This is a genomic window from Nocardioides lentus (assembly GCF_039529515.1).
GTDB classification, from domain to species: Bacteria; Actinomycetota; Actinomycetes; order Propionibacteriales; family Nocardioidaceae; genus Nocardioides; species Nocardioides lentus.
Genome location: NZ_BAAAMY010000014.1, coordinates 184,433 through 211,350, shown reverse-complemented (window position 1 = coordinate 211,350; position 26,918 = coordinate 184,433). Strand labels below are relative to the sequence as shown.

At 73.8% G+C, this 26,918-nt stretch carries 26 protein-coding genes; 11 read left to right on the top strand and 15 right to left on the bottom strand.

Translation table 11 applies throughout. The features are described from left to right. Positions 1-20: 20 nt before the first annotated feature. From ABD158_RS18355 to ABD158_RS18335, 5 genes are all read right to left on the bottom strand, one after another. Positions 21-1,316 (bottom strand): SGNH/GDSL hydrolase family protein, encoded by a 1,296-nt coding sequence (locus ABD158_RS18355; protein ID WP_344009292.1) that lies wholly within the window; start codon positions 1,314-1,316, stop codon positions 21-23. Positions 1,317-1,401: 85 nt separating this feature from the next. Beyond that, positions 1,402-1,788 carry a thioesterase family protein gene (locus tag ABD158_RS18350; protein WP_344009290.1) on the bottom strand — a complete coding sequence of 129 codons (387 nt, stop codon included), beginning with the start codon at positions 1,786-1,788 and terminating at the stop codon, positions 1,402-1,404. A gap of 4 nt (positions 1,789-1,792) precedes the next feature. Next, a complete protein-coding gene (locus ABD158_RS18345) occupies positions 1,793-2,410 on the bottom strand; it encodes a hypothetical protein (protein WP_344009288.1) in 618 nt (205 codons plus the stop codon). 46 nt (positions 2,411-2,456) lie between these two features. Further along, a complete protein-coding gene (locus tag ABD158_RS18340; RefSeq protein WP_344009286.1) occupies positions 2,457-4,181 on the bottom strand; it encodes an acetolactate synthase in 1,725 nt (574 codons plus the stop codon). A gap of 51 nt (positions 4,182-4,232) precedes the next feature. After that, positions 4,233-5,075 (bottom strand): DUF2785 domain-containing protein, encoded by an 843-nt coding sequence (locus ABD158_RS18335; RefSeq protein ID WP_344009284.1) that lies wholly within the window; start codon positions 5,073-5,075, stop codon positions 4,233-4,235. Between the two features lie 46 nt (positions 5,076-5,121). Here ABD158_RS18335 and ABD158_RS18330 point away from each other — a divergent pair, with 46 nt between their 5' ends. Beyond that, the gene (locus ABD158_RS18330) at positions 5,122-6,588 is read left to right on the top strand and encodes a sensor histidine kinase (RefSeq protein WP_344009282.1); all 1,467 of its coding nucleotides are present in this window, start codon (positions 5,122-5,124) and stop codon (positions 6,586-6,588) included. Between the two features lie 34 nt (positions 6,589-6,622). Here the strand turns inward: ABD158_RS18330 and ABD158_RS18325 are convergent, their stop codons facing one another. Continuing rightward, positions 6,623-6,874, bottom strand: coding sequence for a WhiB family transcriptional regulator (locus ABD158_RS18325; protein ID WP_240235884.1), 252 nt, complete (start codon positions 6,872-6,874; stop codon positions 6,623-6,625). 224 nt (positions 6,875-7,098) lie between these two features. Here ABD158_RS18325 and ABD158_RS18320 point away from each other — a divergent pair, with 224 nt between their 5' ends. Then, positions 7,099-7,521, top strand: a complete 423-nt coding sequence (locus ABD158_RS18320) for a hypothetical protein (protein ID WP_344009277.1) — start codon at positions 7,099-7,101, stop codon at positions 7,519-7,521. An 11-nt stretch (positions 7,522-7,532) separates the two neighbouring features. On the opposite strand, the gene ABD158_RS18315 is transcribed toward ABD158_RS18320, so the two are convergent. The 5 genes from ABD158_RS18315 to sodN all read right to left on the bottom strand — a co-directional run bounded on the left by ABD158_RS18315 (position 7,533) and on the right by sodN (position 11,891). Continuing rightward, on the bottom strand, positions 7,533-8,357 hold the full coding sequence (locus ABD158_RS18315; RefSeq protein ID WP_344009275.1) for an RNA polymerase sigma factor SigF: 825 nt from the start codon (positions 8,355-8,357) through the stop codon (positions 7,533-7,535). After that, positions 8,354-8,776: an ATP-binding protein gene (locus ABD158_RS18310; protein WP_344009273.1), complete on the bottom strand. Its 423-nt coding sequence runs from the start codon at positions 8,774-8,776 to the stop codon at positions 8,354-8,356. The genes ABD158_RS18315 and ABD158_RS18310 overlap by 4 nt, the downstream gene beginning before the upstream one ends. A gap of 80 nt (positions 8,777-8,856) precedes the next feature. Next, positions 8,857-10,173 (bottom strand): metallophosphoesterase family protein, encoded by a 1,317-nt coding sequence (locus ABD158_RS18305; RefSeq protein ID WP_344009271.1) that lies wholly within the window; start codon positions 10,171-10,173, stop codon positions 8,857-8,859. 119 nt (positions 10,174-10,292) lie between these two features. Continuing rightward, positions 10,293-11,405, bottom strand: coding sequence for a zinc-binding dehydrogenase (locus tag ABD158_RS18300; RefSeq protein WP_344009269.1), 1,113 nt, complete (start codon positions 11,403-11,405; stop codon positions 10,293-10,295). Between the two features lie 84 nt (positions 11,406-11,489). Then, complete coding sequence (sodN, locus tag ABD158_RS18295; protein ID WP_344009267.1) at positions 11,490-11,891, bottom strand: superoxide dismutase, Ni; 402 nt, start codon at positions 11,889-11,891, stop codon at positions 11,490-11,492. A 49-nt stretch (positions 11,892-11,940) separates the two neighbouring features. Here sodN and ABD158_RS18290 point away from each other — a divergent pair, with 49 nt between their 5' ends. The 4 genes from ABD158_RS18290 (at position 11,941) to ABD158_RS18275 (ending at position 15,288) form a co-directional block, all read left to right on the top strand. After that, complete coding sequence (locus tag ABD158_RS18290) at positions 11,941-12,291, top strand: S24 family peptidase (RefSeq protein WP_344009265.1); 351 nt, start codon at positions 11,941-11,943, stop codon at positions 12,289-12,291. A gap of 101 nt (positions 12,292-12,392) precedes the next feature. After that, positions 12,393-13,613, top strand: a complete 1,221-nt coding sequence (locus tag ABD158_RS18285) for an NAD(P)-dependent malic enzyme (protein ID WP_344009263.1) — start codon at positions 12,393-12,395, stop codon at positions 13,611-13,613. Positions 13,614-13,645: 32 nt separating this feature from the next. Continuing rightward, complete coding sequence (locus ABD158_RS18280; protein WP_344009261.1) at positions 13,646-14,614, top strand: zinc-binding dehydrogenase; 969 nt, start codon at positions 13,646-13,648, stop codon at positions 14,612-14,614. Next, positions 14,614-15,288, top strand: coding sequence for an SDR family oxidoreductase (locus tag ABD158_RS18275; RefSeq protein ID WP_344009259.1), 675 nt, complete (start codon positions 14,614-14,616; stop codon positions 15,286-15,288). Before ABD158_RS18280 ends, ABD158_RS18275 begins: the two co-directional genes overlap by 1 nt. Before the next feature lie 235 nt (positions 15,289-15,523). Here the strand turns inward: ABD158_RS18275 and ABD158_RS18270 are convergent, their stop codons facing one another. Beyond that, positions 15,524-16,126: a TetR family transcriptional regulator gene (locus tag ABD158_RS18270; protein ID WP_344009257.1), complete on the bottom strand. Its 603-nt coding sequence runs from the start codon at positions 16,124-16,126 to the stop codon at positions 15,524-15,526. Positions 16,127-16,341: 215 nt separating this feature from the next. On the opposite strand from ABD158_RS18270, the gene ABD158_RS18265 reads away from it, so the two are divergent. From ABD158_RS18265 to ABD158_RS18255, 3 genes are all read left to right on the top strand, one after another. Beyond that, the gene (locus ABD158_RS18265; RefSeq protein WP_344009255.1) at positions 16,342-17,439 is read left to right on the top strand and encodes a ferredoxin reductase; all 1,098 of its coding nucleotides are present in this window, start codon (positions 16,342-16,344) and stop codon (positions 17,437-17,439) included. 56 nt (positions 17,440-17,495) lie between these two features. After that, entirely contained in the window at positions 17,496-18,722 is a 1,227-nt protein-coding gene (locus ABD158_RS18260; protein ID WP_344009253.1) for a fatty acid desaturase family protein, read from the top strand. A gap of 79 nt (positions 18,723-18,801) precedes the next feature. Continuing rightward, positions 18,802-19,023 (top strand): hypothetical protein, encoded by a 222-nt coding sequence (locus tag ABD158_RS18255; RefSeq protein WP_344009251.1) that lies wholly within the window; start codon positions 18,802-18,804, stop codon positions 19,021-19,023. 100 nt (positions 19,024-19,123) lie between these two features. Here the strand turns inward: ABD158_RS18255 and ABD158_RS18250 are convergent, their stop codons facing one another. From ABD158_RS18250 to ABD158_RS18240, 3 genes are all read right to left on the bottom strand, one after another. After that, positions 19,124-19,300: a DUF6104 family protein gene (locus ABD158_RS18250; RefSeq protein WP_344009249.1), complete on the bottom strand. Its 177-nt coding sequence runs from the start codon at positions 19,298-19,300 to the stop codon at positions 19,124-19,126. Between the two features lie 15 nt (positions 19,301-19,315). Then, positions 19,316-23,107, bottom strand: a complete 3,792-nt coding sequence (locus ABD158_RS18245) for a multifunctional oxoglutarate decarboxylase/oxoglutarate dehydrogenase thiamine pyrophosphate-binding subunit/dihydrolipoyllysine-residue succinyltransferase subunit (RefSeq protein ID WP_344009247.1) — start codon at positions 23,105-23,107, stop codon at positions 19,316-19,318. Between the two features lie 178 nt (positions 23,108-23,285). Continuing rightward, the gene (locus ABD158_RS18240; protein WP_344009245.1) at positions 23,286-24,665 is read right to left on the bottom strand and encodes a hypothetical protein; all 1,380 of its coding nucleotides are present in this window, start codon (positions 24,663-24,665) and stop codon (positions 23,286-23,288) included. 312 nt (positions 24,666-24,977) lie between these two features. Between ABD158_RS18240 and ABD158_RS18235 the strand changes: the two genes are divergently transcribed. After that, on the top strand, positions 24,978-26,222 hold the full coding sequence (locus ABD158_RS18235) for an acyl-CoA dehydrogenase family protein (protein ID WP_344009243.1): 1,245 nt from the start codon (positions 24,978-24,980) through the stop codon (positions 26,220-26,222). 13 nt (positions 26,223-26,235) lie between these two features. Further along, complete coding sequence (locus tag ABD158_RS18230) at positions 26,236-26,889, top strand: AmiS/UreI family transporter (RefSeq protein WP_344009241.1); 654 nt, start codon at positions 26,236-26,238, stop codon at positions 26,887-26,889. Positions 26,890-26,918 lie beyond the last annotated feature (29 nt).

The window sequence follows — 26,918 nt, the reverse complement described above, 5'->3', positions numbered from 1 at the left end:
CCTGCGCGTGCGGGGCGTCCTCAGCAGATCGAGGTGAGGTCGACGGCGTCGGCCATCGCGCCGTACCCGGCGTCGTCGGGGTGCAGGTGGTCGCCCGAGTCGTACGAGGGCCACAGGCGGTAGGGCCGGTCCGGGTCGCGCACGGCGGCGTCCAGGTCGACCACGGCGTCGTGGGTGCCGGAGGTCATCAGCCAGCGGTTGACCGCGCGCCGGGTCCGCTCGCCGCCGACGGTGGCGTAGCCGGCGCCGCCGTAGGGCAGCAGGGTGGCTCCGACGACCCGGACGCCGGCCTCGTGGGCGGCGTCGACGAGTGCGCGGTGGCCCGCCATCAGGGCGGCGGGGTCGAGGTCGTCGCCGGCGGCCCCGATGTCGTTGATGCCGGCGAGGACCACGACGGTCCGCACCCCCGGCACGTCGAGCACGTCGCGGGCGAACCGGTCCACCAGGGCGTCCCCGGAGATCCCCGAGCCGCTGAGCAGCCGGTTGCCGCCGATGCCGGCGTTGACCACGCCGCACCGTCCGGTGGCCGCGGACCCGCCGCGACCGGCGGCGGCGAACAGGCGGTCCGCGACGAGGTCGGGGAACCGGCGGTCCGCGTCGAGCGTGGAGTCGGCGCCCGCGGTCAGGGAGTCGCCGACGAAGACCACGGTGCCGTCGCTGGCCTCGTCGACCACGTCGACGCCGGCGAGGTAGTAGCGCGACGTGTCGAGCTCGGTGAACGCCTCGCCGCCGGCGAGCGTCGCGTCGCCGTCCGCGACGTACGACGTCGCGAGCGCCGAGGCCTGCCAGGTGGTGGGGCCGCTGGCGCGGGCGACGTGCACGTTGACGACGAGGTCGCTGTCGTCGGGCACCTCGAGGGCGATCGGGTCGGAGGCGAGGGTCCCGCCGACGGGCACGAGGGTGCCGGCGCGGCCGGCGAAGGTGGCGCGCACCAGGCGGTCGGCGTCGACCTCCGGGGTGCCGGGACGCCCGTCGTGCGGCGCGAGCGTGACCGCGCCGACGCTCAGCGGCCGCTCGCCGTGCACGTTGGACAGGCGCAGCCGCAGCACGTCGCCGCCCAGGGAGAGGTGGACGACCTGGCGCAGGGTCACGTCGTCGAAGCCGGTCACCGAGCGGCCCTCGGTGTCCGGGCCGGTCAGCGCCGCGCCCCACGACGCGGTCCAGTCGCCGTCACCGGGCGTGGCCGCGGGGGTGTCGCTCCCGACGGCCGACGTCTGCCCGGACGACTGCAGCACCAGCACCGCGCTGACGGCGACCGTCAGCAGCAGCGCCGCGGTCGTGAGGGCGACCGCGAGGCGTCGGAGCCCAGGAGCCATGGATGAGCTCTCCTGCCGGGGTGGGCCCGCCCGTGCTCGGGCGGGGCCGTGGGGACGTGAACCTCCCCAGTGTGGCAGCGCCCGCTCACAGGCGTGACAGGAACCGATCGATCTGCACGACGACGCGGGTGATCTCGGCGGTCGCCACGACCGCACCGCCGGCGGTGTCGGTGGCGGCGACAGTGAAGCGGTGCAGCCGCCCGTCGACGTAGGTCGAGGAGGCGGACACGCGCACGACGGCCCCGACCGGGCTCGGCGCGGAGTGCTGCACCTCCATCCGGGTGCCGACCGACGTGCGGGCCGCGTCGAGGACGGGCTCGAGGGCCGCGCAGGTCACGGCCTCCATCCACGCCAGCAGCCGGGGGGTCCCGAGCACCGGCAGGGAGCCCGACCCCACGGCGGCCGCGGTGTCGTCGTCGGTGACGGTGAAGTCGCGCTCGGCGGCCAGGGCGGGGGAGGGGCGCTCGCTCACCGGCTCAGCCGCCGTACAGCGTCGCGAGGTCGCCGGCGAGCGACCCGGGGCCGGTGAGGACCCCGCCCTCGACGTCCTGGCCGGCGGCCCCGGGGGCGGTGCCCGCCGGGTCGGCGGTGAGGGTGACGTCGCGGCAGCCGAAGTCGTCGACCACGACCCCGGTGACCGCGCCGCTGCCGTCGTCGAGGGCGACCAGCCAGCGGGGGCCCAGCTCCTCGGTGCAGAAGCGGTCCGCCGCCGCCGGGCGCAGCTCGTCGAGCGCCGACAGCTCGGCCGGGTCGACCTCGACGGGCTCGCCGTCGCGCTCCCAGACGGGGCCGTCCGCGACCTCCGAGGGCTGGTAGCGGCACACGTACGCGGTGGTGGCCGCGGGCAGCTCGGGCGCGGCCGCGGCCGGCTCGGTCGGGACGGTGCCGTCCGAGGCGAGCTCGGCGGGGCAGGGCTCGGCCGCCGCCGGCTCGGCGTCGCCGGTCGGCGCGCCCGTGCCGGCGGAGCCGTCCGCGGCGGGGTCGCGGCCCGTGTCGGCGCCGGTGTCGGCGTCCTGCCCGCCGGAGCAGGCGGTCAGGGCCCCCAGCAGCGTGAGGGAGGCGAGGGTCGCGGCGGTCCCGAGGGTGCGAGTCATGACCGTGGGACGGCCCGGGGTCCCGGTCGGTTCCGGATCATCCGGATCAGATCCCGAAGGTGGCGCGCGGATAGGCGGCCTGCACGTCGGTGATGACGTTGACCAGGTAGGGCACGCCGGAGGCGAACGCCCGGTCGAGCGCCGGCCCGATCTGGCGCGGGTCGGTCACCTCCTCCCCGCCGCCGCCGAGGGCCTCCACGACGCGGTGGTACGGCGTGCGCGGCGCCAGGTCGGCGACCACGTCGTAGCCGTAGAGCATCTGCATCGGGCCCTTCTCGAGCGCCCACGCGGAGTTGTTGCCCATCACCATCACCACGGGCAGGCCGTGGCGCACGAGGGTGTCGACGTCCATCAGCGAGAAGCCGGCGGCGCCGTCGCCGAGCAGCAGCACGACCTGGGCCGAGGGGCGCGCCAGGCGGGCCGCGATGGCGGCACCGAGACCGGCGCCGAGGCAGCCGTAGGGGCCGGGGTCGAGCCAGCCGCCGGGCCGCTTCGGCTCGACGTACTTGCCGGCGAAGGAGACGAAGTCGCCGCCGTCGCCGATGACCACGGCGTCGTCGGCCAGGCGCGGCACGAGCTCGCCGTAGATCCGGGCGGGGTGGACGGGGTCGGCCTCGGCGGTCAGGAGCTCCCGGTCGCGCTCGGCGGCCGCCCGCACCGCGTCCTGCAGGTCGCGGACCCACGCCGACCAGTCGGGCTTGCGGGGCGCGCGCTCGACCGCGGCCTGCACGCCGTCGAGCACGGCGGTCAGGTCGCCGCTCGCCGAGGCGGCGAGGTCGGCGTGGCCCGCGACCTGGCCGGGGGAGTCGGCGAGGTGGACGACCCGGGCGGGCGTCGCGCCGTCCTTGCCGCCGAAGACGCCGTAGCCGAGACGGAAGTCGAGGGGCGTGCCGACCACGACGACCAGGTCGGCACCGCCCAGGGCCTTGCCGCGGGCCTTGGTGACCAGCAGCGGGTGGCCGCCGGGCACGATCCCGCGGCCCATGCCGTTGGTGATCGCGGGCACGCCGAGCTGCTCGACGAGCCGCAGCGCGGACTCCTCGGCGCCGTCGAGCCACACGTCGGTGCCGATGACCAGCACCGGTCGCGAGGCCTCCGCGAGCAGCGTCCCGACGTGGGTCAGCGCCTCGGCGTCGGGCTCGAGCGGCGCCCGGCCCGGGGGCACGGGCGCGGGCCCCGACGCCGAGGCGAAGAACTCGTCCATCGGCACGTCGACGAAGACGGGCCCGCGGTGGGAGGACCCGGCCGCCGTGAACGCCTCGTCGAAGCCGCCGAGCACGGTGTCGGCCCGCGGCAGGGTGCGGGCCAGCTTGGTGACCGACTCCACGATCGGCGGCTGGTCGATCTCCTGGAGGCTGCCGGTGCCCCAGCGGTTCTGCGGCGCGCGACCGCCGACGACGACCATCGGGGAGCCCGCGAAGCTGGCCTGCGCGAGCGCGCTGACGGCGTTGGTGACGCCGGGTCCCGCGGTCAGCACGGCGAGTCCGGGAGTGCGGGTGAGCTTGCCGGTGGCCTCGGCCGCGAACGCCGCGGTCTGCTCGTGGCGCACGTCGAGCAGGCGCATCGGCGGGTCCGCCTTCACGGCGCCGTCGTACATCGGGAAGACGTGGGCCCCCGACAGGGTGAAGAGGGTCTCGACGCCGTGTGCGCGGGCCACCGCCACCCCGAGCTCGCCGGCGTGGCCCGCCAGCTCGCCCGTGCCGGCCGACCCCGCCGCACCGCCGGTGGGGTCGGTCGGGGCGGGGTCGTCGGTGCGGGTGTCGTCGCTCATGGGGGCGACGTTACCGGTCGGTAGGCGCCGGTCGTCGGATCCCGGGTCGGGTCAGACGCCGGCGCGCAGCAGGTCGGCGTTGGTGCGGCGCAGGGCCTCGACGAGCACGAGCAGCAGGTCGGCGCGGCAGGCGGGCTGGTCGGGCGACAGCGCGACCTGCAGGTGCAGGGCCCGCAGGTAGGCCTCGGCGTCGGCGGTGCGGCGGTAGGGGTCGCCCGGACCGGAGGTGTCGAGGGCGACCGCGGTCACCCGTCGTACCCAGGGCTCGAGGACGGTGATCGGCACCTGGTTGCGGCGCAGCACCCGCATGGTCGCGGCGGCCATCCGGTCGGGCTCGCCGGCCATCAGCACGCCGGAGGCCGGGGCGGTCAGCCGGTCGGCCATGACGTCGAGGAGCACGGTCAGCTCGGGGGTGCCGAGGTGGGGGGAGCGGGCCAGCACGCCGAGGGCGTCGGCGCCGTGGGCGACGGCGTGCGCCCACCCCTTGCCGGGCACGAAGCCGCGCACGTCCTGCTCGCGCAGGAACCACCCCGCGAGGCGGTCGCCCCACTCCAGCACCCGGGAGCCCGGCAGCAGCCGGTGGGCGTTGTCGCGGTCGATGCACTCGGCGAGCACGAGCGCGGAGAAGCTGCGCCGGAAGACGGTGTCGCCGTCGCGGCCGCCGATCCCGACCCGCAGGCCCGCGGCCATCCCGTCGCCGAGCCCGGCGAGCAGGTCGTCGTAGACGCCGCGGCCGACCCACGTCGCGAGCGCCGGGTACGCCGTGGCGTCGCGCTCGTCGGGGTCGGGGGAGCCCAGCATCGACGTCAGCTCCGCCGTGAGGTCGTCGAGGGGGCGGTCGCCCGGGACCCGCAGGCCGCCGGCCAGGACCTGCTGCCAGTAGCCCGAGCGCATGGGGTCATCCTGCCAGCCGCCGACGGGCTCGTCCTACCCTGGCCCGGTGCCCGTCCTGACCGACCTGGTGCGCCTCCACACCGACCTGGACGAGGCCGACCTGGCCCACCTCCACGCGCTCCTCGCCGACTGGCAGGTGCTCGCCGACCTGTCCTTCGCGGACCTGGTCCTGTGGTTGCCGGACCGCGCCGGCACCGGCTTCTGGGCGGCCGGGCAGATGCGGCCCACGACCGGCCCCACGGCGTACGTCGAGGACGTGGTGGGCAGCTTCGTGGCCCTCGCGGACCACCCGATGCTGGCCGCGGCCTGGCGCGACGGGCGGCTCGTGCGCGACGGCGACCCCGAGTGGCGCCAGGAGGTGCCGGTGCGTGTCGAGGCGGTCCCGGTGCGCCGCGGCGGCCGGGTCGTGGGCGTCGTGACCCGCGACACCAACCTGCTGGGGGTGCGCACGCCCAGCCGGCTCGAGCTCACCTACCTGCAGACCGCGGGGGAGCTCACGCAGATGATCGCCGCGGGGTCGTTCCCCGCGCGCGGGCAGCGCAGCGACCACGCGGACTCGCCGCGGGTGGGCGACGGCTTCGTGCGCGTCGACGCGGCGGGCCGGGTGGTCTACGCCAGCCCCAACGCCCTCTCGGTCTACCGCCGTCTGGGCCTGTCGGGCGACCTGGCCGGGCTGGTGCTGCCGGAGGTGACGCGCGACCTGGTGCCGGCGCTGCGCCGCCCCGACGAGGAGATCCTGTCGGCCGTGCTGGGCGGGCGCGCGCCCGCCGACACCGAGGTCGGCACCGACGCAGTCTCCCTCATCGTCCGGTCCGTGCCGCTGCGTCCCGCGGGGGAGCGGATCGGGGCGCTGGTGCTGCTGCGCGACGTCACCGAGCTCCGCCGCCGCGACCGCGAGCTGGTGACCAAGGACGCCACCATCCGCGAGATCCACCACCGGGTGAAGAACAACCTGCAGACCGTCGCCGCACTGCTGCGCCTGCAGGCGCGGCGGGCGCGCCTGCCCGAGGCCCGTGAGCCGCTGGAGGAGGCGGTCCGTCGCGTCGGCTCGATCGCGATCGTCCACGAGACGCTGAGCCGTGCGGTGACCGAGGACGTCGACTTCGACGAGGTCGCCGACCGGCTGGCGCGGATGGTCATCGACGTCGGGGCGGCGGGCGAGCGCGTCGAGGTCCGCCGCTCCGGGGACTTCGGCGTCCTGCCGTCGGAGACCGCGACCACGCTGGCGATGGTGCTGACCGAGCTGCTGCAGAACGCCGTCGAGCACGGCTACCCCGACGGGCGGGGCGGCCGGGTCACCGTCGGGACGACGCGGTCCGACGCGACGCTGCGGGTCGCCGTCGTCGACGACGGACGGGGGCTGCCGGCGGGCTTCGACGCCTCCGCGCAGGGCTCGCTGGGCCTGTCGATCGTGCGGACGCTGGTCACGACCGAGCTGCGCGGCACCCTGGACCTCGGCCCCGGGGGGTCGGGTGCGGGCACCCGGGTCGAGCTGGTCGTGCCGCTGACCTAGGCGACCCTCGCCGAGCGTGCCCGGGCTGGTGTCCTCAGGCGGTGCGGATGCGGGCCCGGGCGTTGCGGCGCTTGAGCGCGCGACGCTCGTCCTCGGACAGACCGCCCCACACGCCGTGGTCCTGACCGGCCTCGAGGGCCCAGGCCAGGCACTGCTCGCGGACCTCGCAGCGTCGGCACACCTGCTTGGCCTCCTCGATCTGCAGGATCGCCGGGCCGGTGTTCCCGATCGGGAAGAACAGCTCGGGGTCCTCGTCGAGGCAGGCTGAACGGTTGCGCCAATCCATGGCTGGGCGGTCCCACTTTCACGTCGTACGGCCACCAGGCTGGACGCCTGAGGAGATCGGGTCGGCTCGGCACGGGCTCACACGAGGGCCCACGTGCGGACGAGCAGCGACTAGCGTCCCAAGGATGGGCAGCGCAGACAACCCCATCGGGCATTCCGACGTGGTCTCGTACGTCACAACGACCACACGGCGCCCTGGTCACGGGTGGTTCGTAGGGTAGCGGGGTGCAACCCCCGGCCCCCGCGGCGGCCCCCGCCCCCCTCAAGGTCGCGGCCTCCCTGGCCGCCCTCGAGGCCCTCGTCCTGCTCGGTCTCGCCGTCGCCGAGCTGCTGAGCACCTCCGGCGACCGGCTGCTGCTGGGCCTGACGACCACGCTGTTCTTCCTGCTGTACGGCGGGGTGCTGCTGGCGGCGTCGTGGCTGGTCACCCGGCCGGTCGGCTGGGCGCGGGGTCCGGTGCTGCTGGCGCAGCTGATCCAGCTGGGCCTGGCCTGGACGGTCCGTGACGTCGTCGGCGTCGGTGTGCTCGTGGCGCTGGTGCTGGTCTCCGTGGTGGTGCTGGTGGGCATGCTCCACCCGGCGAGCCTGCAGTTCATGCTCGGCGGGCCCGGGGCCGACGACGACGAGCAGGTCGGCGGCCGGGACTGACGGGGGAGCGCCTAGGACTCCGCGAGCGAGGTCCGCAGCTGCTCCAGCGTCCGGCTCAGCAGGCGTGAGACGTGCATCTGCGAGACACCGATCTCGGCGGCGATCTGCGACTGCGTCATGTTCTTGAAGAAGCGCAGCAGCAGGATCTTCTTCTCCCGCTCGCCGAGCGCGTCGAGCAGCGGCTTGATCGACTCGCGCACCTCGACGTTCTCGATGCCGGCGTCCTCCTCGCCGAGGGTGTCGAGCATCGAGGCCGCGCCGCCGTCCTCGGACGAGTCCGAGGCGTCCAGCGAGAGGGTCGCGTAGGCCTGGGAGGACTCGAGGCCCTCGACGACCTCCTCCACGCTGCAGCCGATGGCCTCCGCCAGCTCCGACGCGGTGGGGGAGCGCCCCAGCGACTGGGTGAGCTCGGCGGTGGTGGAGCTGATGCGCATCCGCAGCTCCTGGAGGCGTCGCGGCACCCGCACGGCCCAGCCCTTGTCGCGGAAGTGCCGCTTGATCTCGCCGATGACGGTCGGCGTCGCGTAGGTCGAGAACTCGACGCCGCGGTCGGTGTCGAAGCGGTCGACCGACTTGATCAGGCCGATGGTGCCGACCTGCACGAGGTCCTCGAACGGCTCGCCGCGGTTGCGGAAGCGTCGTGCGCAGTGCTCCACGAGGGGCAGGTGCAGCTCGACGAGGGCTCCGCGGGCTGCGGCGCGGCGGGCCTCGGAGGCCTCGGGGTCGGCGATCTCGGCGAACAGCTCGGCGCTGCGCGCGCGCAGGGCGACCACCGAGCGCGAGGGCTCGGTGGCGGCGCCCCCGGGGTCGTCCGAGGTGTCCCCGGCGCCGCTCATCCGGTCGCGGTCGAGGTGATCGTGAGGGCGACGGTGACGCGGTCGCGGTCGACCCAGGCGTCGGCGGAGGTGGCCAGCGCGCTGAGCACCTGCCAGGCGAAGCCGTCGCGGTCGGGCGCCTCGGGGTGCGCGGTGTCGACCGAGATGCTGGTGCGGACCTCGGCGGCCGACAGGACGAAGGCGGCGTGGAGGTCCGAGCCGGGCAGCGCCGAGGGCAGCAGCAGCGCGCACGCCTCGCTGACCGCCATGCGCAGGTCCTCGATGTCGTCGATGGTGAAGTCGAGGCGGGCGGCCAGGCCGGCGGCGGCGGTGCGCAGGACCGAGACGTAGGCGCCGTCGGCCGGGAGGCGCAGCTCGACGTCGGGGCGCCCGCCCTCGGTGAGGGTCGTGCCCGGCAGCGGGGAACCCGTGTGCGTCATCCGTCCTCCACCTCGCCGCGGACGCTCGTCGCGTCCGCCGGCACCACACTAACGGCCCGCGGGCCCCGCGCCTGGTGTCCTCACCACGTGGTGCAGCCGTCCTCCTGGCGCCCGTCCCACGCCGCGAGGCAGCCGGAGCGCTCGGTGATGCGGCCCGACGGGTCGATGACCAGGGTGCCGACGCTCCGCGAGGTCGGCGCGAGCCGCAGGGCGGCGGTGATCTCGCCGCCGGTCTGCCAGATCCTCTCCGTCGACCGGCTCACCACGTCGATGCTCCGGGCGTCGATCTCGATGCTGCCGTCGTCCAGCACGTCGCCGACGACGTAGTCGGTGCGCCCGCCGCCGGCGTACCCGCCGTGCGTGAGCTGCACCGGGCCGCCACCGCGCTGCACCGCGGTGAAGTCGTGGACCTCGCCGGCCAGGTAGAGGTCGACGTCGTGGCGGGTGAGGGTCTGCCAGAACGCCGTGCCCTCGCCGTAGGCGGTGCTCGGCCCGCCGCCGTTGCGGCGCCGCACGGGCTCCAGCGCGGGGGTGTGGCCCTGGACGAGGATCGTGGTGCTCGCCGGAGCGGCGGCGAGGGTGCGGTCGAGCCACGCCAGCTGGGCCCGGTCCACGTGGCCGGTGCGGATGGCGCCGTCGCGCTTGTCGAACACGTCGACCGTCACGAGCAGCACGCGGCCGCCCGCCAGGTACGTCGCGTACGCGGTGTCGTCGAAGACGGTGCCGCGCGGGTGCATCGGATAGCGGTGGCCCGTGCCGCCGCGGGTGGTGAAGTGGCGGGCGAAGGTCTTCTTGTAGGTCCAGAACGCACGGAGCTGGTCGTCCCCGGCGTTCCACGGGTTGTCGCCGACCTCGTGGTCGCCGACGGCGGCGTGGACGCGGGACATCGGCACCCCGGCGTCGGTCCAGAACCGCCGCCAGGCGCCGTAGTAGACGGCGCCGGCCCGGCGGATGCGGGCCAGCTTCTCCGCGGTGGTCCGACCGGGCCCGAAGGTGCCGGTGTTGCCGCGGTCGCGGTGCCATCGGCCGTTGACCAGGTCGCCGGCCACGAGGTAGGAGTCCGCGCCGTACGCCGCGAGCTGGCCGAAGACGTTGTCGACCGTGGCCGCCCAGTGCGCGTTCCAGGAGTTCGGTGCGCCGGAGCGGTAGGACTCCGCGACCCGCACGTCGGCGACGTCGGCGTTGAAGAGGTCCGGAGCCGACACGAAGGTGTGGACGGGCTCGTCGTAGGGGCCGCGGGTGACGGGCGCGCGCTGGTCGTCGACGGTCGCGGCCTCGGTCCGCGCGCCGGTCGAGGCGGGGGCCGCGGAGGTGGCGCCGGGGACGGCAGCGGCGAGCGTGAGCACGACGAGGCCGGCGGCCGTCACGAGGGCGCGCGGAAGAGAGGTCTGGTGCATGAGGGGGCTCCTGGCGAGGAGGCGGGCGGGAGAGCCGACCCGAGACACCTCGAGGGTAGGAGCGCGGACCCCTCGGCCGCGGCGAAACGCAAGAAATGCTCAAGACGTCCCGGGCGGTCTCAGGGCACGACGACCAGCTTGCCGACGTGCTCGCGGCGCGCGAGCCGCTCCTGCGCGGCGCCCACCTCGGGGAGGCCGAACGTCGCGGCGACCACCGGCCGCACGGCGCCGCGGCGGGCCAGGTCGACCAGCAGGTCGAAGACCCGCGGGGTGTGCATCGTGGAGCCCACCAGCGCGAGGTCGGCCAGGTACAGGCGGCGGACGTCCAGCGTCACCTCCCAGCCGTCGAGCGCGCCGGCCACGACCCACCGGCCGCCCGGCCGCAGCAGCCCCAGGCCGTCGGCGAGCAGCGGCCCGGCGACGACGTCGACGACCCCGTCGTACCCGTCGGGCGCGGCGGCGGCCGCGTCCGCCGCGACCCGTCCGCGGGTCCGGTCGACGACGGCGTCGGCGCCGGCCCGGCGCACCTCCTCTCCCTTGGCGCCGCTGCAGACGGCGACGACCCGCAGGCCGCGCGCGGCGGCCAGCTGCACCGCCGCCAGCCCCACGCCACCGGAGGCGCCGGTGACGAGGACGGTCGCACCGGAGGGCAGGGCCGCCCGCTCGAGCATCCCGAGCGCGGTCCCGTAGGCGATCGGCAGCGACGCCAGCTCGGTGTCGCTCAGCGGCGAGTCGTCCACGCGGTGGGCCCGGGCGGCGGGGACGACGACGTACTCGGCGAAGCCGCCGTCGCGCTCGCTGCCGAGGACGTCGACGGGCAGTGCGTCGTCGCCCCCGGGGCCGTAGACCGCCGGGTCGACGAGGACCCGGGCGTCGAGGAGGGCCTCGTCGACGTCCGGCCCGCACGCGACCACCCGGCCGGCGACGTCGGCGCCCTGGACGCGGGGCAGGTCCATCGGGCCGAGCCAGCCCGCGGGTCCGGACGCCGGGGTGTCGTACGCGCCCTCGCGGGTCCAGAGGTCGGTGTTGTTGCAGCCGGCCGCCGCGACCTCGACGAGGACCTCACCGGGACCCGGCGTGGGCCGGGGCACGGAGCGGACCTCGAGCACCTCCGGCCCGCCGTGGGCCGTGAGCACGACGGCCCGCATCGTGGTCGCGGTCGTGGTCGTGGCCGTCGTCGTGGGGGAGGTCGGGTCGACGGCGGGAGCGGGCGACGGCTCGTCGGGGTCCATCCGCCGATGGTGCCAGCCCCGCACGCAGCGCGACGCCGGCCCCGAGGGGACCGGCGTCGTGCGGTGTCGTGCGGGCGAGTGGCCTCAGGCCTTCTTGGTCTCCCAGAAGATCTCGGCGATCTCGTCGATCTTCGCGAGCAGCTGGTCGGCGACCTCGGCGTCGAGCGCACCCTTGGCGCCCGTCGCGCCGGCGAGCTTGGTGGCCTCGTTCACCAGCTGGTGCAGCTGGGGGTACTTCTCGAAGTGCGGGGGCTTGAAGTAGTCGGTCCACAGCACCCAGAGGTGGTGCTTGACCAGCTCGGCGCGCTGCTCCTTGATCAGGATCGCGCGCGTGCGGAAGTCGGGGTCGTCGTTGTCGGCGACTTTGGCGACGATCCCCTTGATGGACTCGGCCTCGATGCGGGCCTGCGCGGGGTCGTAGACGCCGCAGGGGAGGTCGCAGTGGGCCGAGACCTCGACGGTGGGACGGAGAAGCCGAGCGAACATCGATGCTCCTTCTGTGATGACGGGCTGGGTCGTTCTGGACACTACTCCCGTGCCCGATCCCGCCGCCGACCACGCCACGACCCCCTCCTGGGGTCTCGCCCGGGTGCGGGGGGACTCCATGCGGCCCGCCCTGCGGCCCGGGGACGTCCTCCTGGTCCGGTACGGCGGGACCGTCCGGCCCGGCGCGGTGGTCGTGGCCCGCTTCGCGGACGGCACCCTCGCGGTCAAGCGGGCCGCCGAGGCCCGGTCGACCCGCACCGGGGGCCCCGGGTGGTGGCTGCTGTCGGACGACCCGGAGCGCGGCGTCGACTCCCGCCACCGCGGCCCCGTGCCGGCCGCGGATGTGACCGGCGTCGCACGTCTGCGCCTGTGGCCCCGCCCGGGCCGCGTGCCACACTGACCGGCCTAGGGAGACCCCCGCTCGCCCCCGAGGCCGAGGCCCGCACCTGGTGGCCACGGCTCCGAGGGACCACGACTCCGTCCACGAGCGAAAGCGTTGCGATGACCTCCCTGCCAGACACCCCGACCTCCTCGACCCCGCGTCCCGTCGAGGGGGCCCACCCGTTCGCCGGCGACCCCGTCTTCGACCTGCACCGCGGCGGCAAGCTGCAGACCGTCTCGACGTCCCCGCTGCGCGACGCCGCCGACCTGGCCCTGGCCTACACGCCCGGCGTCGCCCGGGTCTGCGAGGCGATCGCGGCCGACCCCGCGCTGACCCGCAGCTACACCTGGGTCCCCAACACCGTCGCCGTCGTCACCGACGGCACCGCCGTCCTCGGGCTCGGTGACATCGGCCCGGCGGCCGCGATGCCCGTGATGGAGGGCAAGGCCGTGCTGTTCAAGGAGTTCGGGGGCGTGGACGCCGTCCCGATCTGCCTCGACACCACCGACGTCGACGAGATCGTCGAGACGGTCGCCCGCCTCGCGCCGAGCTTCGGTGGGATCAACCTCGAGGACATCTCCGCCCCCCGCTGCTTCGAGGTCGAGGCCCGCCTCGCCGAGCGTCTCGACATCCCGGTGTTCCACGACGACCAGCACGGCACCGCGGTCGTCGTGCTCGCGGCGCTGGTCAACGCGCTGCGGCTGACCGGCCGGGCGATCGGCGAGACCCGCGTCGTCATCGCCGGTGCCGGGGCCGCCGGGGTGGCCGTCGCCAAGATCCTGCTCGCCGCGGGGGTGGAGGACATGGTCGTGACCGACCGCCGGGGAGCGCTGCGCACCGGCCGCGAGGCCATGACGCCGGTCAAGGAGCAGGTCGCCGCGATCACCGCGGACCGCACCGGCCGCGCCGGGTCGCTGGAGGAGGTCCTCGACGGCGCCGACGTGTTCGTCGGTCTCTCCGGGGGTGCGGTCCCGGAGTCCGCCGTCGCCACGATGGCCGCCGACGCGATCGTGTTCGCGCTCGCGAACCCGACGCCGGAGGTCCACCCCGACGTGGCCCACCGGTACGCACGGGTCGTGGCCACCGGCCGCTCCGACTTCCCCAACCAGATCAACAACGTGCTCGCGTTCCCCGGCATCTTCCGGGGCGCGCTCGACGTCCACGCCTCCGCGATCAGCGAGACGATGAAGGTCGCCGCGGCCGCGGCGCTGGCCGACCTCGTCGGCGACGACCTCGCCGAGGACCTCGTGATCCCCTCGCCCTTCGACCCCCGGGTCGGCCCGGCGGTCGCCGCCGCCGTCGCCCGGGCCGCGCGGGACGGCGGCGTGGCGCGACGGTAGGCGCGGCCCGGACCGGTCGGTAGGTTCGACGCATGTTCGCCGTCTACGCCGAGTCCTTCTCCTCCGACGACCCGCTGTCCGGCCTCGTGCTGGGTGAGCGTCCCGACCCCGAGGTGCCCGACGGGTGGACCACCGTCGAGGTCAGGGCCGCGGCGCTGAACCACCACGACCTGTGGTCCCTGCGCGGGGTGGGTCTGCGTCAGGAGGCGCTGCCCATGATCCTGGGCTGTGACGCGGCCGGCATCGACGAGGACGGCAACGAGGTCGTCGTCCACTCCGTCATCTCCGACCCGTCGTGGACGGGCGACGAGACGCTGGACCCCCGACGCTCGCTGCTCTCGGAGCGCCACCAGGGGACGTTCGCCGAGCGGGTCGCCGTGCCGCGCGCCAACCTCGTGCCCAAGCCGTCGTCGCTGTCGTTCGCGGAGGCCGCCTGCCTGCCCACCGCCTGGCTGACCGCCTACCGGATGCTGTTCGTCCAGGGCGCCCTCACGGCGGGCGACACCGTGCTGGTGCAGGGGGCCGGTGGCGGCGTGTCGACCGCGCTGATCGTGCTCGCGCGCGCCGGGGGCCTCCGGGTCCTCGTGACGAGCCGGGACCAGACCAAGCGGCAGCGGGCCCTCGAGCTCGGGGCGCACGAGGCCTACGAGTCCAACGAGCGCCTGCCCGGCAAGGTCGACGCCGTGATGGAGACCGTCGGTCGCGCGACGTGGTCGCACTCCGTGCGCTCCCTGCGCCCCGGCGGCAGGATCGTCATCAGCGGCACCACCTCGGGCCCGAAGGTGGACGACGCCGAGCTGACGCGCATCTTCTTCCTGCAGCTGTCGGTGGTCGGCTCGACGATGGGCACGCGCGGCGAGCTGGCCTCCCTGGTCACGATGCTCGACGCGACCGGCGCTCGCCCCCTGGTCGACCGCACGCTGCCGCTCGAGGAGGCCCGCGACGGGTTCGCGGCCATGGACCGGGGCGACGTGTTCGGCAAGATCGTCTTCACCCGCTGATGGGCGCCTACCTCGTCACCGGTGCCGGGTCCGGCATCGGGGCGCTGGTGGCCCGCGCCCTCGCCGACCGCGGCGACGAGCTCCACCTCCTCGCGCGCTCGGCGACGCGGGCCGACGAGCTCGCCGCGGCGTACGACGGGGCCGCGGTGCTCGTGGCCGACCTCGCCGATCCGGACTCCCTCGCCGGGCTGTCCGTGCCGGCACGGCTCGACGGCGTGGTGCACAGCGCCGGCGTCGTCGACGTCGCGGCGCTGGACGCCACCGGGGCCGCGAGCCTGCGGGCCACCGTCGACGTCAACCTGCTTGCGCCGATGCTGCTGACCCGGCAGGTGCTCGAGGCCGTCCGGGCCGCCCGCGGCACCCACGTCTTCGTGAACTCCGGCTCCGGGCTGCGCGCCAAGGCCGGCTGGGCGTCGTACAACGCCTCGAAGTTCGGGCTGCGGGGCTTCGCCGACGCGCTGCGCCAGGAGGAGGGCGACCACGGCGTGCGGGTCACCAGCGTGTTCCCGGGGCGGGTCGCCACCCCCATGCAGGAGCGCGTCCACGCCGCGGAGGGCAAGGACTACGACGCGTCCGCCTGGATCCGGCCCGAGACCGTCGCCGCCGAGGTGCTGCGCGTGCTCGACCTGGGCCGCGACGCGACGATCCCCGAGGTCGTCGTCTCCCCGGCCTGACCCCGACCCGGCAGGGGTGGGCAGCCGAGGAGGCGCCAGTCGGCAGTGGTGTGCGCCGGGCGGTCGATGCGGCGCACACAGGTGCCGACTCGGCGTCGGTACGGCGCACACAGGTGCCGACTCGGCGTCGGTACGGCGCACACAGGTGCCGACTCGGCGTCGGTACGGCGCACACAGGTGCCGACTCGGCGTCGGTACGGCGCACACAGGTGCCGAGCCGGCGCCGGCGCGGGGGTCAGGTCTCGGAGCGCCAGTTGACGGCGCCGACCAGCACCATCCGCAGCTGGGTGCGGGCGGAGTCCTTGATCTCGGTCTCGGCCTCCGGGCGGGGCGCGACGATGAGCATCTCCGCGGTCGCGACCATCGAGGTCACCATGAGCTTGGACAGCACGCGGAGGTCGTCGGCCGACCAGTTCTCGGTGCCCGGGATGCGCGCGATGTCGGTGGCCAGCTCGCGCTCCACGAGCTCGATCTGGTGCCGCACGGCCTCCCGCACGGCCGGGGGACCGGCGACCCGCTCGCGGGCGATGAAGCCGAAGTGGGCACGCCGGGCGTCGACGTGCTCGGCGAGCACGTCCACCGAGCCGTCGATCAGCTCCTTCAGCGAGGGGTCCGGGCGCCGCACGTCGCGCAGGACCGCGCGCAGCGAGGCGAACGACTCGTCCACGAGCTCCAGGCCGAGTGCCTCGATCGACGCGAAGTGGCGGTAGAAGGCCGTCGGGACGATGCCGACGTCCTTCGCGACCTGTCGCAGCGACACGGCGACGAGGCTCGTGTCGGCCGACAGGTCCAGAGCCGTGTCGAGGATGGCCCGCCGGGTGCGCTCCTTGCGCTCCACCCGGCTGAGCGTTCCCTCCCCAGGCGCAGCAACCATGCGGACCACTGTACGCGGATCGTCGTGTCGCTGATCACTCGGAGCACGCGTGTACCACGCGGCGCCGGCGCACCACGCAGCGGTGTGGCCACGAGCACGTCCGGTACGGGTTGACGGCCCGCCTCGACTGCCACCACCCTGGAGTACAAGCGTTCACCGAAGACAGGGATGAGGAGAACATGTCTGCTCCGAGCAACCTGGCGACGAGCATCCTGAGGTCCCGTGCGCTCGCCGCGCTGACCTCCCCGCACGGCGTCGACCGCTACCTCGAGCTGGTCAACCCGATGTGGGCGGCGACCGAGGTCCGCGCCCGGCTGGTGACCAAGGAGGTCGAGGTCGACGTCGAGGGCCACCCCCGCGTCGCCACCCTCACCCTCCAGCCCACCTCGACCTGGGCCGGACACCGCGCCGGACAGCACCTGCAGGTCGGCGTCGAGATCGGCGGCGCTCGCCGCACGACACGGGTGTTCAGCATCTCCAGCCCCGACTCGCGCCGTGGCGACCGCTTCACCATCACGCTCCGGGCCAACCCGGACGCGCCCGCGGGGCGGGGCGTGTCCCGCTACCTCGTCGAGGAGGCGCAGCCCGGCGAGATCCTGCACCTGAGCCAGGCCGAGGGCGAGTTCGTGCTCCCGGACCGCGTCCCGGAGCACATCCTGCTGATCTCCGGCGGGTCCGGCATCACACCGGTGATGTCGATGCTGCGCTCGCTGCAGCGCCGTACCCACCGCGGTCGGGTCACCTTCCTGCACTACGCCCAGTCGCCCGAGCACCAGATCTTCGCCGAGGAGCTCGCCGAGGTGGCGCGCACGGGCTACGGCGTGGACGTGCACCTGCTGAACCCCGAGCTGGGCGACCCGAACCTGTCGCCGGCGTACCTCGAGCGTCTCGTGCCCGGCTACCGCGACGTCCCCACCTGGGCCTGCGGACCGGCGCCCATGGTCGAGGCCGTGCGGGCGGCGTACGACGGCTCCGAGGCGCTGCACGTCGAGTACTTCAAGCCCCCGCGGACCAGCGGGGAGGCCGGCGGCGAGGTCGCGTTCACGCGGAGCGGCGTCAGCGGCGCCAACTCCGGCGCGCCCCTCCTCGAGCAGGCGGAGGCCCTCGGGCTGACCCCGGAGTACGGCTGCCGCATGGGCATCTGCTTCTCCTGCGTGGCCCGCAAGACCGACGGCACCGTCCGCAACGTCGTCTCCGGCGAGACCTCCTCGCTGCCCGACGAGGAGATCCGGATCTGCGTGAGCGCCCCCGAGGGCGACTGCACGGTCGACCTCTGAGCCACCCCCACCCGATCCAGCCCGACCGACTCCACGAGAACGGAAGGACCACCCCCATGAGCACCGACACCATCGAGCCCGACGTCGCCACGCAGGCCCCCGCGGCCGGCGGGACGGCGCAGGAGCGGACGCGGACGAAGCGCGCGCGCCGCGCGGCCACGAGCAAGGCCAGCGCGGAGACCGTCCCCGCGCTCAGCCCCGAGCAGCTCGAGAGCTTCGGCGAGGAGATGGACGCCATCCGCCGCCGCATCCTCGACGACCTCGGCGAGGAGGACGCGACCTACATCCGCACCGTGGTGAAGGCCCAGCGGGGCTTCGAGGTCGCCGGCCGCGCGCTGTTCTACCTGCCCCCGGCCTGGCCCCTGGCCGTGGCGTCGCTGAGCGTGTCGAAGATCCTCGACAACATGGAGATCGGCCACAACGTCATGCACGGCCAGTACGACTGGATGGGTGACCCGGGCCTGAACTCCCGCATGTACGAGTGGGACAACGTCTGCCCCAGCGAGCAGTGGAAGAACTCCCACAACTACATCCACCACACCTTCACCAACATCCTCGGCAAGGACCGGGACATCGGGTACGGCGTGCTCCGCATGGACGAGGACCAGAAGTGGCACCCCTACTACCTCGGGAACCCGCTCTACGCCTTCCTGCTGATGGTGTTCTTCGAGTGGGGCGTCGCGCTGCACGACCTCGAGGTCGAGAACATCGTGGCCGGCAAGCGCAGGATCGAGGAGAACGCGGCCCTCCACGCCGGCATCATGCGCAAGGTCAAGAAGCAGGCGGTCAAGGACTACCTGCTCTTCCCGGCGCTGACCGGTCCGCTGTTCCCGGCGACCCTCGCGGGCAACGCGGTGGCCAACCTGGTCCGCAACGTGTGGGCGTTCAACATCATCTTCTGCGGCCACTTCCCGACCGGCGTGGCCACCTTCACCCAGGAGGAGTGCGAGGGCGAGACCCGCGGCCACTGGTACTACCGCCAGCTGCTCGGGTCGGCCAACATCACCGGCGGCTCGCTGTTCCACCTGATGACGGGCAACCTGTCGCACCAGATCGAGCACCACCTGTTCCCGGACATCCCGGCGCGCCGCTACCCGGAGATCGCCCGCGAGGTCCGCGAGATCTGCCAGCGCTACGGGCTGCCCTACAACACCGGTCCGCTGGGCAAGCAGCTGTTCAGCGTGGCGCGCAAGATCTGCCGCATGGCGCTGCCCGACCGCACGCCCGCGGCTGCCGCGGCGCCGGTCGCCGGGACGGACGCCGCCCCCGCGGCCGCCGCCTGAGCGCACCCGCGACCGCCCACGCGGGCCCGGCGTCGAGCACGGCTCGACGCCGGGCCCCCCGCGTTGGGAGGATGGAGCCATGGACGAGCAGCTCAGCAAGTCCGAGATCCGCAAGGACGCCGTGCAGACCGCGGTCGAGGCGACCGCGGGGACCGTCGGACAGGTCGCGACCATCCTCACCGGCGCCGTGCGTGACGTCGCCTCGGCCGTGGGCGGCCTGGCGACCGAGATGTTCGAGATCCGCGAGGCCGCCCGGCGGGCCGCCGAGCACGCGGCGGACGCCCCCGACGAGCGGGACTGACGACCCGCGTGGCGGCGGCGCCACGTCCCCGACCTCCGGTCGGTGGATCCGCGCGACGTGAGCCGGCTCCGTCGCGTCGACGTCCCGACGACGTCCTGCGTCAGTCGTCGGGGTCGTCGAGACGTGCCAGCCAGGTGGCCAGCGTCTCGATCGCCGACTCCTGCTCGGGGTGCGCGTCGACGTACTCGCGCAGGCGCTCGGCAAGCCAGGCGAGGGTGACCTCCTCGTCACCCCGCCTGGCCTCGAGCTCCTCGATGCCGCGATCGGTGAAGTACACGGTGGCCGTGCTCCCTCAGGCGTCGCCGAACGCGCGCGCGACCAGGTCCTTCTGCTCGTCGGTGTGGCGCTTGAGCGTGCCCACCGACGGCGACGTGGAGGCCTCGCGGGTGACCGGCTCGACGGTGACGTCGAGGTGGGGCCACACGTTGAGCTGGTAGTTCGGCCACGGGCCCATGTTGAGGGGCTCGTCCTGGACCCAGCGCACGGCCTTCAGGTTCGGGTAGCGACGGATCTCGTCGGCGATCTCCTCGAGCGGACGCGGGTAGAGCTGCTCCACCCGGCCGAGGGCGAAGGTCTCGCCGTCCTCGCGCTTGGCGCGCTCCACCACGAGGTCCCACGACACGCGTCCCGACGACAGCAGCAGCGTGGTGACCGCCTCGGCGTCCGCGCCGTCGTCCCCGATGAAGGGACGGAAGGTGCCGCTGGTGAACTCCTCCGGCTGCGACATCGCCTCCTTGCGACGCAGCAGCTGCTTCGGGGTGAACACCACCATCGGGCGGTGGTGGTCCTCGAAGGCGTGGCGGCGCAGCAGGTGGAAGTACGACGCGGAGCTCGAGGGCTGCGCGACCACGAAGGCGTCGTCGGCCGTCATCGTCAGGAACCGCTCGATGCGCGCCGAGGAGTGGTCCGGGCCCTGGCCCTCGTAGCCGTGGGGGAGCAGCAGCACGACGCCCGACTGCTGGTTCCACTTCGTCTCGCCGGCGGTGATGAACTCGTCGATGATGGTCTGCGCGCCGTTGACGAAGTCGCCGAACTGCGCCTCCCACAGCGTGAGCGCCTCGGGCCGCGCCACCGAGTAGCCGTACTCGAAGCCGAGTGCGGCGTACTCGCTGAGCAGCGAGTCGTAGATGAAGAACTTGGCCTGGTCCTCGGTGAGGTTGGCCAGGGGCACCCACTCGTCGGCGTTCTGGCGGTCGATGATCGTCGCGAACCGCTGCACGAACGTGCCGCGCCGCGAGTCCTGGCCCGCCAGCCGCACCGGTCGGCCGTCCATCAGCAGGGAGCCGAAGGCGATGATCTCGCCGGCGCCCCAGTCGATCGGCCCGTCGGTGATCGCCGCGGCCCGGCGCTGCAGCTGCGGCAGCACCTTCGGGTGCACCGTGAAGCCCTCGGGCGGGGTGATGTAGGCGTCCGAGATCCGCTTCAGCACCTCGGGGCTCACCGCGGTGGCCATCTCGCCGGTCGGCTTGTCCGGGTAGTCGGGCACGGTGGTCCACTCGCTCGGCGGCTCCTTGCCGGCCTCGCGCACCTCGTTGAAGACGCCCTCGAGCTTGGCCTGGTAGTCCCGCAGGACCTCCTCGGCCTCCTCGACGGTGATGTCGCCACGACCGATCAGGGACTCGGTGTAGAGCTTGCGCACCGAGCGCTTCTGCTCGATCAGGTCGTACATCAGCGGCTGCGTGTACGACGGGTCGTCGCCCTCGTTGTGCCCGCGCCGGCGGTAGCAGACGAGGTCGATGACGACGTCCTTCTGGAAGGCCTGGCGGTACTCGAACGCGAGCTGGGCCACCCGGATGCAGGCCTCGGGGTCGTCGCCGTTGACGTGGAAGATCGGCGCCTGCACCATCCGTGCGACGTCGGTGCAGTAGAGCGTCGAGCGCGACGAGCCGGGGGAGGTGGTGAACCCGACCTGGTTGTTGACGACGACGTGGATCGTGCCGCCGGTGCGGTAGCCGCGCAGCTGGGAGAGGTTCAGCGTCTCCGCGACCACGCCCTGACCGGCGAACGCCGCGTCGCCGTGCACGAGCAGCGGGAGCACCGGGTAGAACTCGGCGCCCCGGTCGAGGACGTCCTGCTTGGCGCGTGCGATGCCCTCGAGGACCGGGTCGACCGCCTCGAGGTGCGAGGGGTTGGCCGCGACCGAGACCTTCACGGTCTCCCCGCCGCCGGACACGAACTCGCCCTCCGCGCCCAGGTGGTACTTGACGTCTCCCGACCCCTGGACCGTGCGCGGGTCGATGTTGCCCTCGAACTCGCGGAAGATCTGGGAGTACTTCTTGCCGACGATGTTGGCGAGCACGTTCAGGCGACCGCGGTGGGCCATGCCGATCGCGACCTCGTCGAGCCCGGCCTTGGCGGCGGCCTCGCAGATCTCGTCGAGCACCGGGATCGTGGTCTCGCCGCCCTCGAGGCTGAAGCGCTTCTGCCCGACGAACTTCGTCTGGAGGAACGTCTCGAACGCCTCGGCCTGGTTGAGCTTCAGCAGGATCCGCAGCTGCTCCTCGCGGGGCGGCTTGGTGTGGGGCTGCTCGACGCGCTCCTGGATCCAGCGGCGCTGCTCGGGGTCCTGGATGTGCATGTACTCGATGCCGGTCGTGCGGCAGTAGGAGTCACGCAGGATCCCCAGGATCGAGCGGAGCTTCATGAACCGGCGGCCCTCGCCGCCGAACGAGCCGGTGGCGAACTCGCGGTCGAGGTCCCACAGCGTCAGGCCGTGGTTCTCGACCTCGAGGTCGGGGTGGCTGCGCTGCCGGTACTCGAGCGGGTCGGTGTCGGCCATCATGTGGCCCCGCACCCGGTAGGCGTGGATGAGCTCGAGGATCCGCGCCTGCTTGGAGATCTCGTCGTCGTGGGTCTGCGGGACGTCGCGGGCCCACCGGATGGGCTCGTAGGGGATCCGCAGCGACCGGAAGATGTCGTCGTAGAAGCCGTCCTCGCCCAGCAGGAGCTGGTGGACGGTGCGCAGGAACTCGCCGGACTGCGCGCCCTGGATGACGCGGTGGTCGTACGTCGAGGTCATGGTCATGACCTTGCTGACGGCCGCCTGGGCCAGCGCGGTCTCCGAGGTCCCCTGGAACTCGGCGGGGTACTCCATCGCGCCGACGCCGATGATCGCGCCCTGGCCCTTGACCAGGCGCGGGACCGGGTGGTTGGTGCCCAGGCCCCCGACGTTGGTCAGCGAGACCGTCGTGCCCTGGAAGTCGGTCACGGCCAGCTTGTTGTCGCGGGCCTTGGTGACGAGGTCCTCGTACGCCGTCCAGAACGCGGCGAAGTCCATGTCCTCGCAGGACTTGACGGAGGGGACCAGCAGCTGGCGGGTGCCGTCGGGCTTCTTGATGTCGATGGCCAGACCCAGGTTGACGTGGGCGGGCTCGATCATCGTGGGCTTGCCGTCGACCTCGGCGTAGCCGACGTTCATCGCGGGGATCGCCTTCAGCGCCCGGACGAGGGCGAAGCCGATGATGTGGGTGAACGACACCTTGCCGCCGCGCGCGCGGGCGAGGTGGTTGTTGATGACGGTGCGGTTGTCCCAGAGGAGCTTGACCGGGACCGAGCGGACCGAGGTGGCCGTGGGGACGGTCAGCGACTCGTCCATGTTCTTGGCGGTGCGGGCGGGCGCGCCGCGCATGGTCGTGAACGTCGGCTCGTCGTTCGCGGGGGCGGCCGCGGGCTCGGCGGCGGCCTTCTTGGCGGCGGGTGCGGACTTCTTCGCGGCGGCGGCGGGCGCGGACTTCTTCGCGGCGGCGGGCGCGGGCTTCGTCGTGGCGGGGGCGGGCGCGGCCTTCTTGGCGGCGGGGGCGGGCGCGGGCTTCGTCGCGGCGGGCTTCGGCTCGGCCGTGCCCGACCCGGCGCCGGACCCGTTGCTGGCCGACCCGTTGCCGGCGGCACCGTTGGTGGCCGACCCGTTGCCCTGGTGGCCGGCGAAGTAGTCGCGCCACGCGCCGTCGACGCTCTGGGGATCCTGGTCGTAGCGCTCGCGCATCTCGTCGACGAGCCACTCGTTGGCCCCGAAGTCGGAGTCGGAGGGGCCGGAGGTGCGGGGGGAGGAGGATGAGGTCGGGGAGGACCCTCGGGACTGCGGCACGGCTGAGATCGCCTCTTCCGGGTGAGCGCGACGAACGGGAGGTCTGGTGGCCAGGCTAGTCCCAACCGATCCGAGATGTCGCGACGGCGTCGGGCGTGGGGTCCGTGTGACGGACCCCACGCCCGGTGGTCGGTGGGTGGTGCCACCCGGGGGTCGCGGTGACCCCCGGGTGGGCACGTCAGCCGCGGATGAAGTCCGCGTCCACCACGCCGAAGTTCAGCGTGACCGGCTCGAGGCCGGGGCTGATGAGGTTGGGCAGGTACTTGACGCGGATCGCGGTGACCTCCGCGCCGTAGAAGCCCTGCTCGACGATCGCACGGGTGACCTGGACACGTCCCTCGTCGTAGTTCCGGGTGCGGCCCGGACGGGGCAGCGTGACCTCCCGGCCGCTGATCAGCAGCGCGCCCACCGAGGACGTCACGGTGCGCTTGACCCGCTTGCTGCCCTTCTTCGCGAAGTTCCCGTCGACGGTGACCTTGGCGTCGATGTCGCGGATGGTGACCGTGGGCAGCAGGGGGCTGAGCTCGTCCGGGACGATCTGCACGTTGCCGACGCTGTGGCGGCCGAAGCCCGAGCCGTTGCTGCCGCGCTGGACGCCGCGCTGGCGGGCGACCGCGTCGCTGATGTCGACCACGACGGGGGCGACGATGCCGCTGGTCTCCCGCCGGAAGGTCTGCACCGTGTTCTGCGTGCCCTCGCACGGGATCGTGCGGCGGTTGGTGGCGCCGACGCCGATCAGGTCGTTGACCAGCGAGCCCTCGAGCGCCTGGGAGCTGATGCCCAGCACGCCCGCGGTGGCGCCCTTCCCGATGCGCGCGTACGCGTCGCCGACGGTCACGTCCGCGAGGTTGCCCACGAGCAGCTGGATCCGCAGGCCCGAGACCTGCGAGACCGCGCTGCGGCCCCGGGTGATCTGGGGCTGCTCGTCGCCGAGCGAGATGCGCGCGAGGCCCGGGATCTCGATCGGCTGGTCCTGCTCCTCGAGCACGCGGATGACCTGGTTGACCCCGCCGCCGATGGCGTCGAGCAGGTCGCCCAGCGGACCGGTGCCGCCGGAGACCCCCGTGATGTCGAGGCCCTCGAAGGTGAAGGACTGCTGGGCGCCCAGGGTGCGGCCGTTGTTGAAGGCGTTGGCCTCGGCCTTCAGGCCGGTGATCGCGAGCCCCGGGCCGGTGCCGGCGCCGACGGTGACCTTGGCGATGGTCGTCGTGGCGCGCACGCCGACCTTGGTGCCGCTCTTGTACGTGCGGTTGCGGCTGCGGACGCCCTGCAGGTCGATGAAGTCGCCGACCGGGACGGTCAGCGCCTCGGACGTCGTCTGCCGGCCGAGCGTGCGGGTGCAGGAGGTGTTGGCGAACCCGAGCCGCACCGGGCGCAGGTCGACGTTCTGGGTGCGGACGTAGGCCCCCAGGGACCGGGCGTTCATGCCGAGGTCGACGCGTTGGCGCGCCTCGGCGTCGGCGGCCTGCGCGGGGGCCGCGGTCAGGACCACGGCCCCGGCGACGCCGGCGGCCATGGCGGTGGTGGCGGCGAGTGCGCCCCGGACGGTCTTTCTCATGCAGTGCTCCCCAAGTCTGTGGCACGAGCGTCCTCGCCGAGCCGAGGTTGCCGTCCCGGTCTGTCGAACCGATGTGTGACGCGAGTGATCAGGTGCGATCCATGGATATCGCAACCAACCGGCGAAATTCGCGTTTTGTCGAAGAAGTCTGGTAGTGGATCTTTCAACCAGGGACCCGCCCGGTGCGAGGGGTGCCCGAGGGGGGTCTCGGCGGAGCGTGCCAGGGTGGCGGTCCCGTTTCGCGACAAAACCAATAAAGTCACTCGGGTTAAGCCGCCTGGCGGCGCCACCGACCTCCCCGAGGAGACCCCCGTGAGCATCGACGCCTCCCCGACACGCGCCCGGGGCGCGACGTCCGCGCGCCCCGTCCGACCCGTCCGCCCCGGCTCGCCCGAGCTGACCGCCCTGCTCGCTGAGATCGCGGTCGGCGCCGACGTGCGCGACCGCGACCTCGTCGCGCCGCACGAGCAGGTCGCGCGGGTCCGCGAGGCCGGGCTCGGCCGGCTCCGGGTGCCGGTGGCCGAGGGCGGGGCCGGAGCGAGCCTGCGCGAGTTCTTCGCCACCCTCATCGACCTCGCCGAGGCCGACTCCAACGTCGCGCACATCCTGCGGACGCACTACTGGTTCGTGGAGCAGCAGCTCGTGGCGACCGACCCGGCCTCGCGCGCCCGCGGGATCGGGCTGGTCGTCGCCGACCAGCTCGTCGGCAACGGCTTCAGCGAGAAGAGCACCCACGCGGTGGGCCTGCACTTCGACACCACCCTGACGCCCCACCCCGACGGCGGCTACCGCCTCGACGGCGAGAAGTTCTACTCGACGGGCACCCTGTACTGCGACCACACCCAGATCTGGGCCCGGACCGGCGAGCACCGCATCGCCGGGGCCGTGGTCCCGGTCGACCGCGAGGGCGTCACCGTCGAGGACGACTGGGACGGGTTCGGGCAGCGGCTCACCGCCACCGGCACGACACGGCTGGTCGACGTCGTGGTGCACCCCGACGAGTTCTTCGACCTCGGCGACCCCGACGACCAGCCCACGGGCTACCTGGGTGCGTTCCTCCAGCTCTACCTCCAGGCCGTGACCGTCGGCATCCTGCGCAGCACCCGCAACGACGCCGTGGCGCTCGTGCGCCGCCGGGCCCGCAACTTCAGCCACGCCGTCAGCGGGTCGCCTGCCGAGGACCGCCAGGTGCTGCAGGTGGTGGGCGAGATCGAGGCCGACGTGTTCGCGGCCGAGGCGATCGTCCTGGCTGCGGCCGACGCGATCGACGCGGCGTACGCCTCCGTCGTCGACGGGCTGCCGGACCCGGTCGTCGCCGAGCGGGCCCAGCTCGCCGCCGCCTCGGCGAAGGTCGCCGTCGACCGGTTCTCCTACGCCACCGCGGCCAAGCTGTTCGACGTCGGCGGCGCCTCGGCGACCCAGCGGGTGCACAACCTGGACCGCCACTGGCGCAACGCGCGGGTCGCCTCGACCCACAACCCGACCTTCCTGAAGGCCTCGGCCATCGGGGACCACCTCGTCAACGGGGCCTCGTTCCCCGCCAACGCCTACTTCTGAGCGGGGGTACGACGTGTCCTCCGTCGGGCTGCTCTTCGTGGGCGCCGCGCTCTTCGTCAACGGTCTGCTCTTCCTGGGGCGCACCGACCCGCGCACGGCCGGGGTGCTCAACCTGTTCGTCGGCGCCCTGCAGACCGCGATCCCGTTCCTGACGCTGGCGACCACCACCGACCCCGACCAGGTCCTGGCCGCGGCCGGGGTCTTCATGTTCGGCTTCACCTACCTCTACGTCGGTGTCACCAACCTGGCGGGCCTCACCGGCACGGGCCTGGGCTGGTACTCCGCGTGGGTGTCGCTGATGGCCGCGGGCTTCGCCGTGACGCAGGTGGTCCGCTACGACGACCCCGCGACCGCGCTGCTGTGGGCGCAGTGGTCGGTGCTGTGGGGCGTGTTCTTCGTCGTCATCGCGCTGGGCCGGGACCGGTGGACCGCGGTCGCGGGGTGGCTGACGCTGGTCATGGCGTTCACGACCTGCACCGTGCCGGCGTTCGCCGCGCTCCTCGGCCTGGCGGTGCCGCTGTGGGTCGTCGCCGCCTCCGTCGTCGCGACGGCCGTCGGCATCGCCCCCCTGGTGGTGCGCACGGCCACCCGGCGCCCGCCGCAGGGCGAGCCGTCGGCGGCACCGTCCGCGCCCACGGGCCCCGAGCTCGTCGCGACGGTGCGCTGAGGTCCGTCGACGCGCAGGAGCACGAACGG

Coding starts and splice junctions, on each gene's coding strand:
- ABD158_RS18355 (WP_344009292.1), bottom strand. CDS start 1,316: ATGGCTCCTGGGCTCCGACGCCTCGCGGTCGCCCTCACGACCGCGGCG.
- ABD158_RS18345 (WP_344009288.1), bottom strand. CDS start 2,410: ATGACTCGCACCCTCGGGACCGCCGCGACCCTCGCCTCCCTCACGCTG.
- ABD158_RS18340 (WP_344009286.1), bottom strand. CDS start 4,181: ATGAGCGACGACACCCGCACCGACGACCCCGCCCCGACCGACCCCACC.
- ABD158_RS18335 (WP_344009284.1), bottom strand. CDS start 5,075: ATGCGCTCGGGCTACTGGCAGCAGGTCCTGGCCGGCGGCCTGCGGGTC.
- ABD158_RS18325 (WP_240235884.1), bottom strand. CDS start 6,874: ATGGATTGGCGCAACCGTTCAGCCTGCCTCGACGAGGACCCCGAGCTG.
- ABD158_RS18315 (WP_344009275.1), bottom strand. CDS start 8,357: ATGAGCGGCGCCGGGGACACCTCGGACGACCCCGGGGGCGCCGCCACC.
- ABD158_RS18310 (WP_344009273.1), bottom strand. CDS start 8,776: ATGACGCACACGGGTTCCCCGCTGCCGGGCACGACCCTCACCGAGGGC.
- ABD158_RS18305 (WP_344009271.1), bottom strand. CDS start 10,173: ATGCACCAGACCTCTCTTCCGCGCGCCCTCGTGACGGCCGCCGGCCTC.
- ABD158_RS18300 (WP_344009269.1), bottom strand. CDS start 11,405: ATGGACCCCGACGAGCCGTCGCCCGCTCCCGCCGTCGACCCGACCTCC.
- sodN (WP_344009267.1), bottom strand. CDS start 11,891: ATGTTCGCTCGGCTTCTCCGTCCCACCGTCGAGGTCTCGGCCCACTGC.
- ABD158_RS18285 (WP_344009263.1), top strand. CDS start 12,393: ATGACCTCCCTGCCAGACACCCCGACCTCCTCGACCCCGCGTCCCGTC.
- ABD158_RS18280 (WP_344009261.1), top strand. CDS start 13,646: ATGTTCGCCGTCTACGCCGAGTCCTTCTCCTCCGACGACCCGCTGTCC.
- ABD158_RS18275 (WP_344009259.1), top strand. CDS start 14,614: ATGGGCGCCTACCTCGTCACCGGTGCCGGGTCCGGCATCGGGGCGCTG.
- ABD158_RS18265 (WP_344009255.1), top strand. CDS start 16,342: ATGTCTGCTCCGAGCAACCTGGCGACGAGCATCCTGAGGTCCCGTGCG.
- ABD158_RS18260 (WP_344009253.1), top strand. CDS start 17,496: ATGAGCACCGACACCATCGAGCCCGACGTCGCCACGCAGGCCCCCGCG.
- ABD158_RS18255 (WP_344009251.1), top strand. CDS start 18,802: ATGGACGAGCAGCTCAGCAAGTCCGAGATCCGCAAGGACGCCGTGCAG.
- ABD158_RS18240 (WP_344009245.1), bottom strand. CDS start 24,665: ATGAGAAAGACCGTCCGGGGCGCACTCGCCGCCACCACCGCCATGGCC.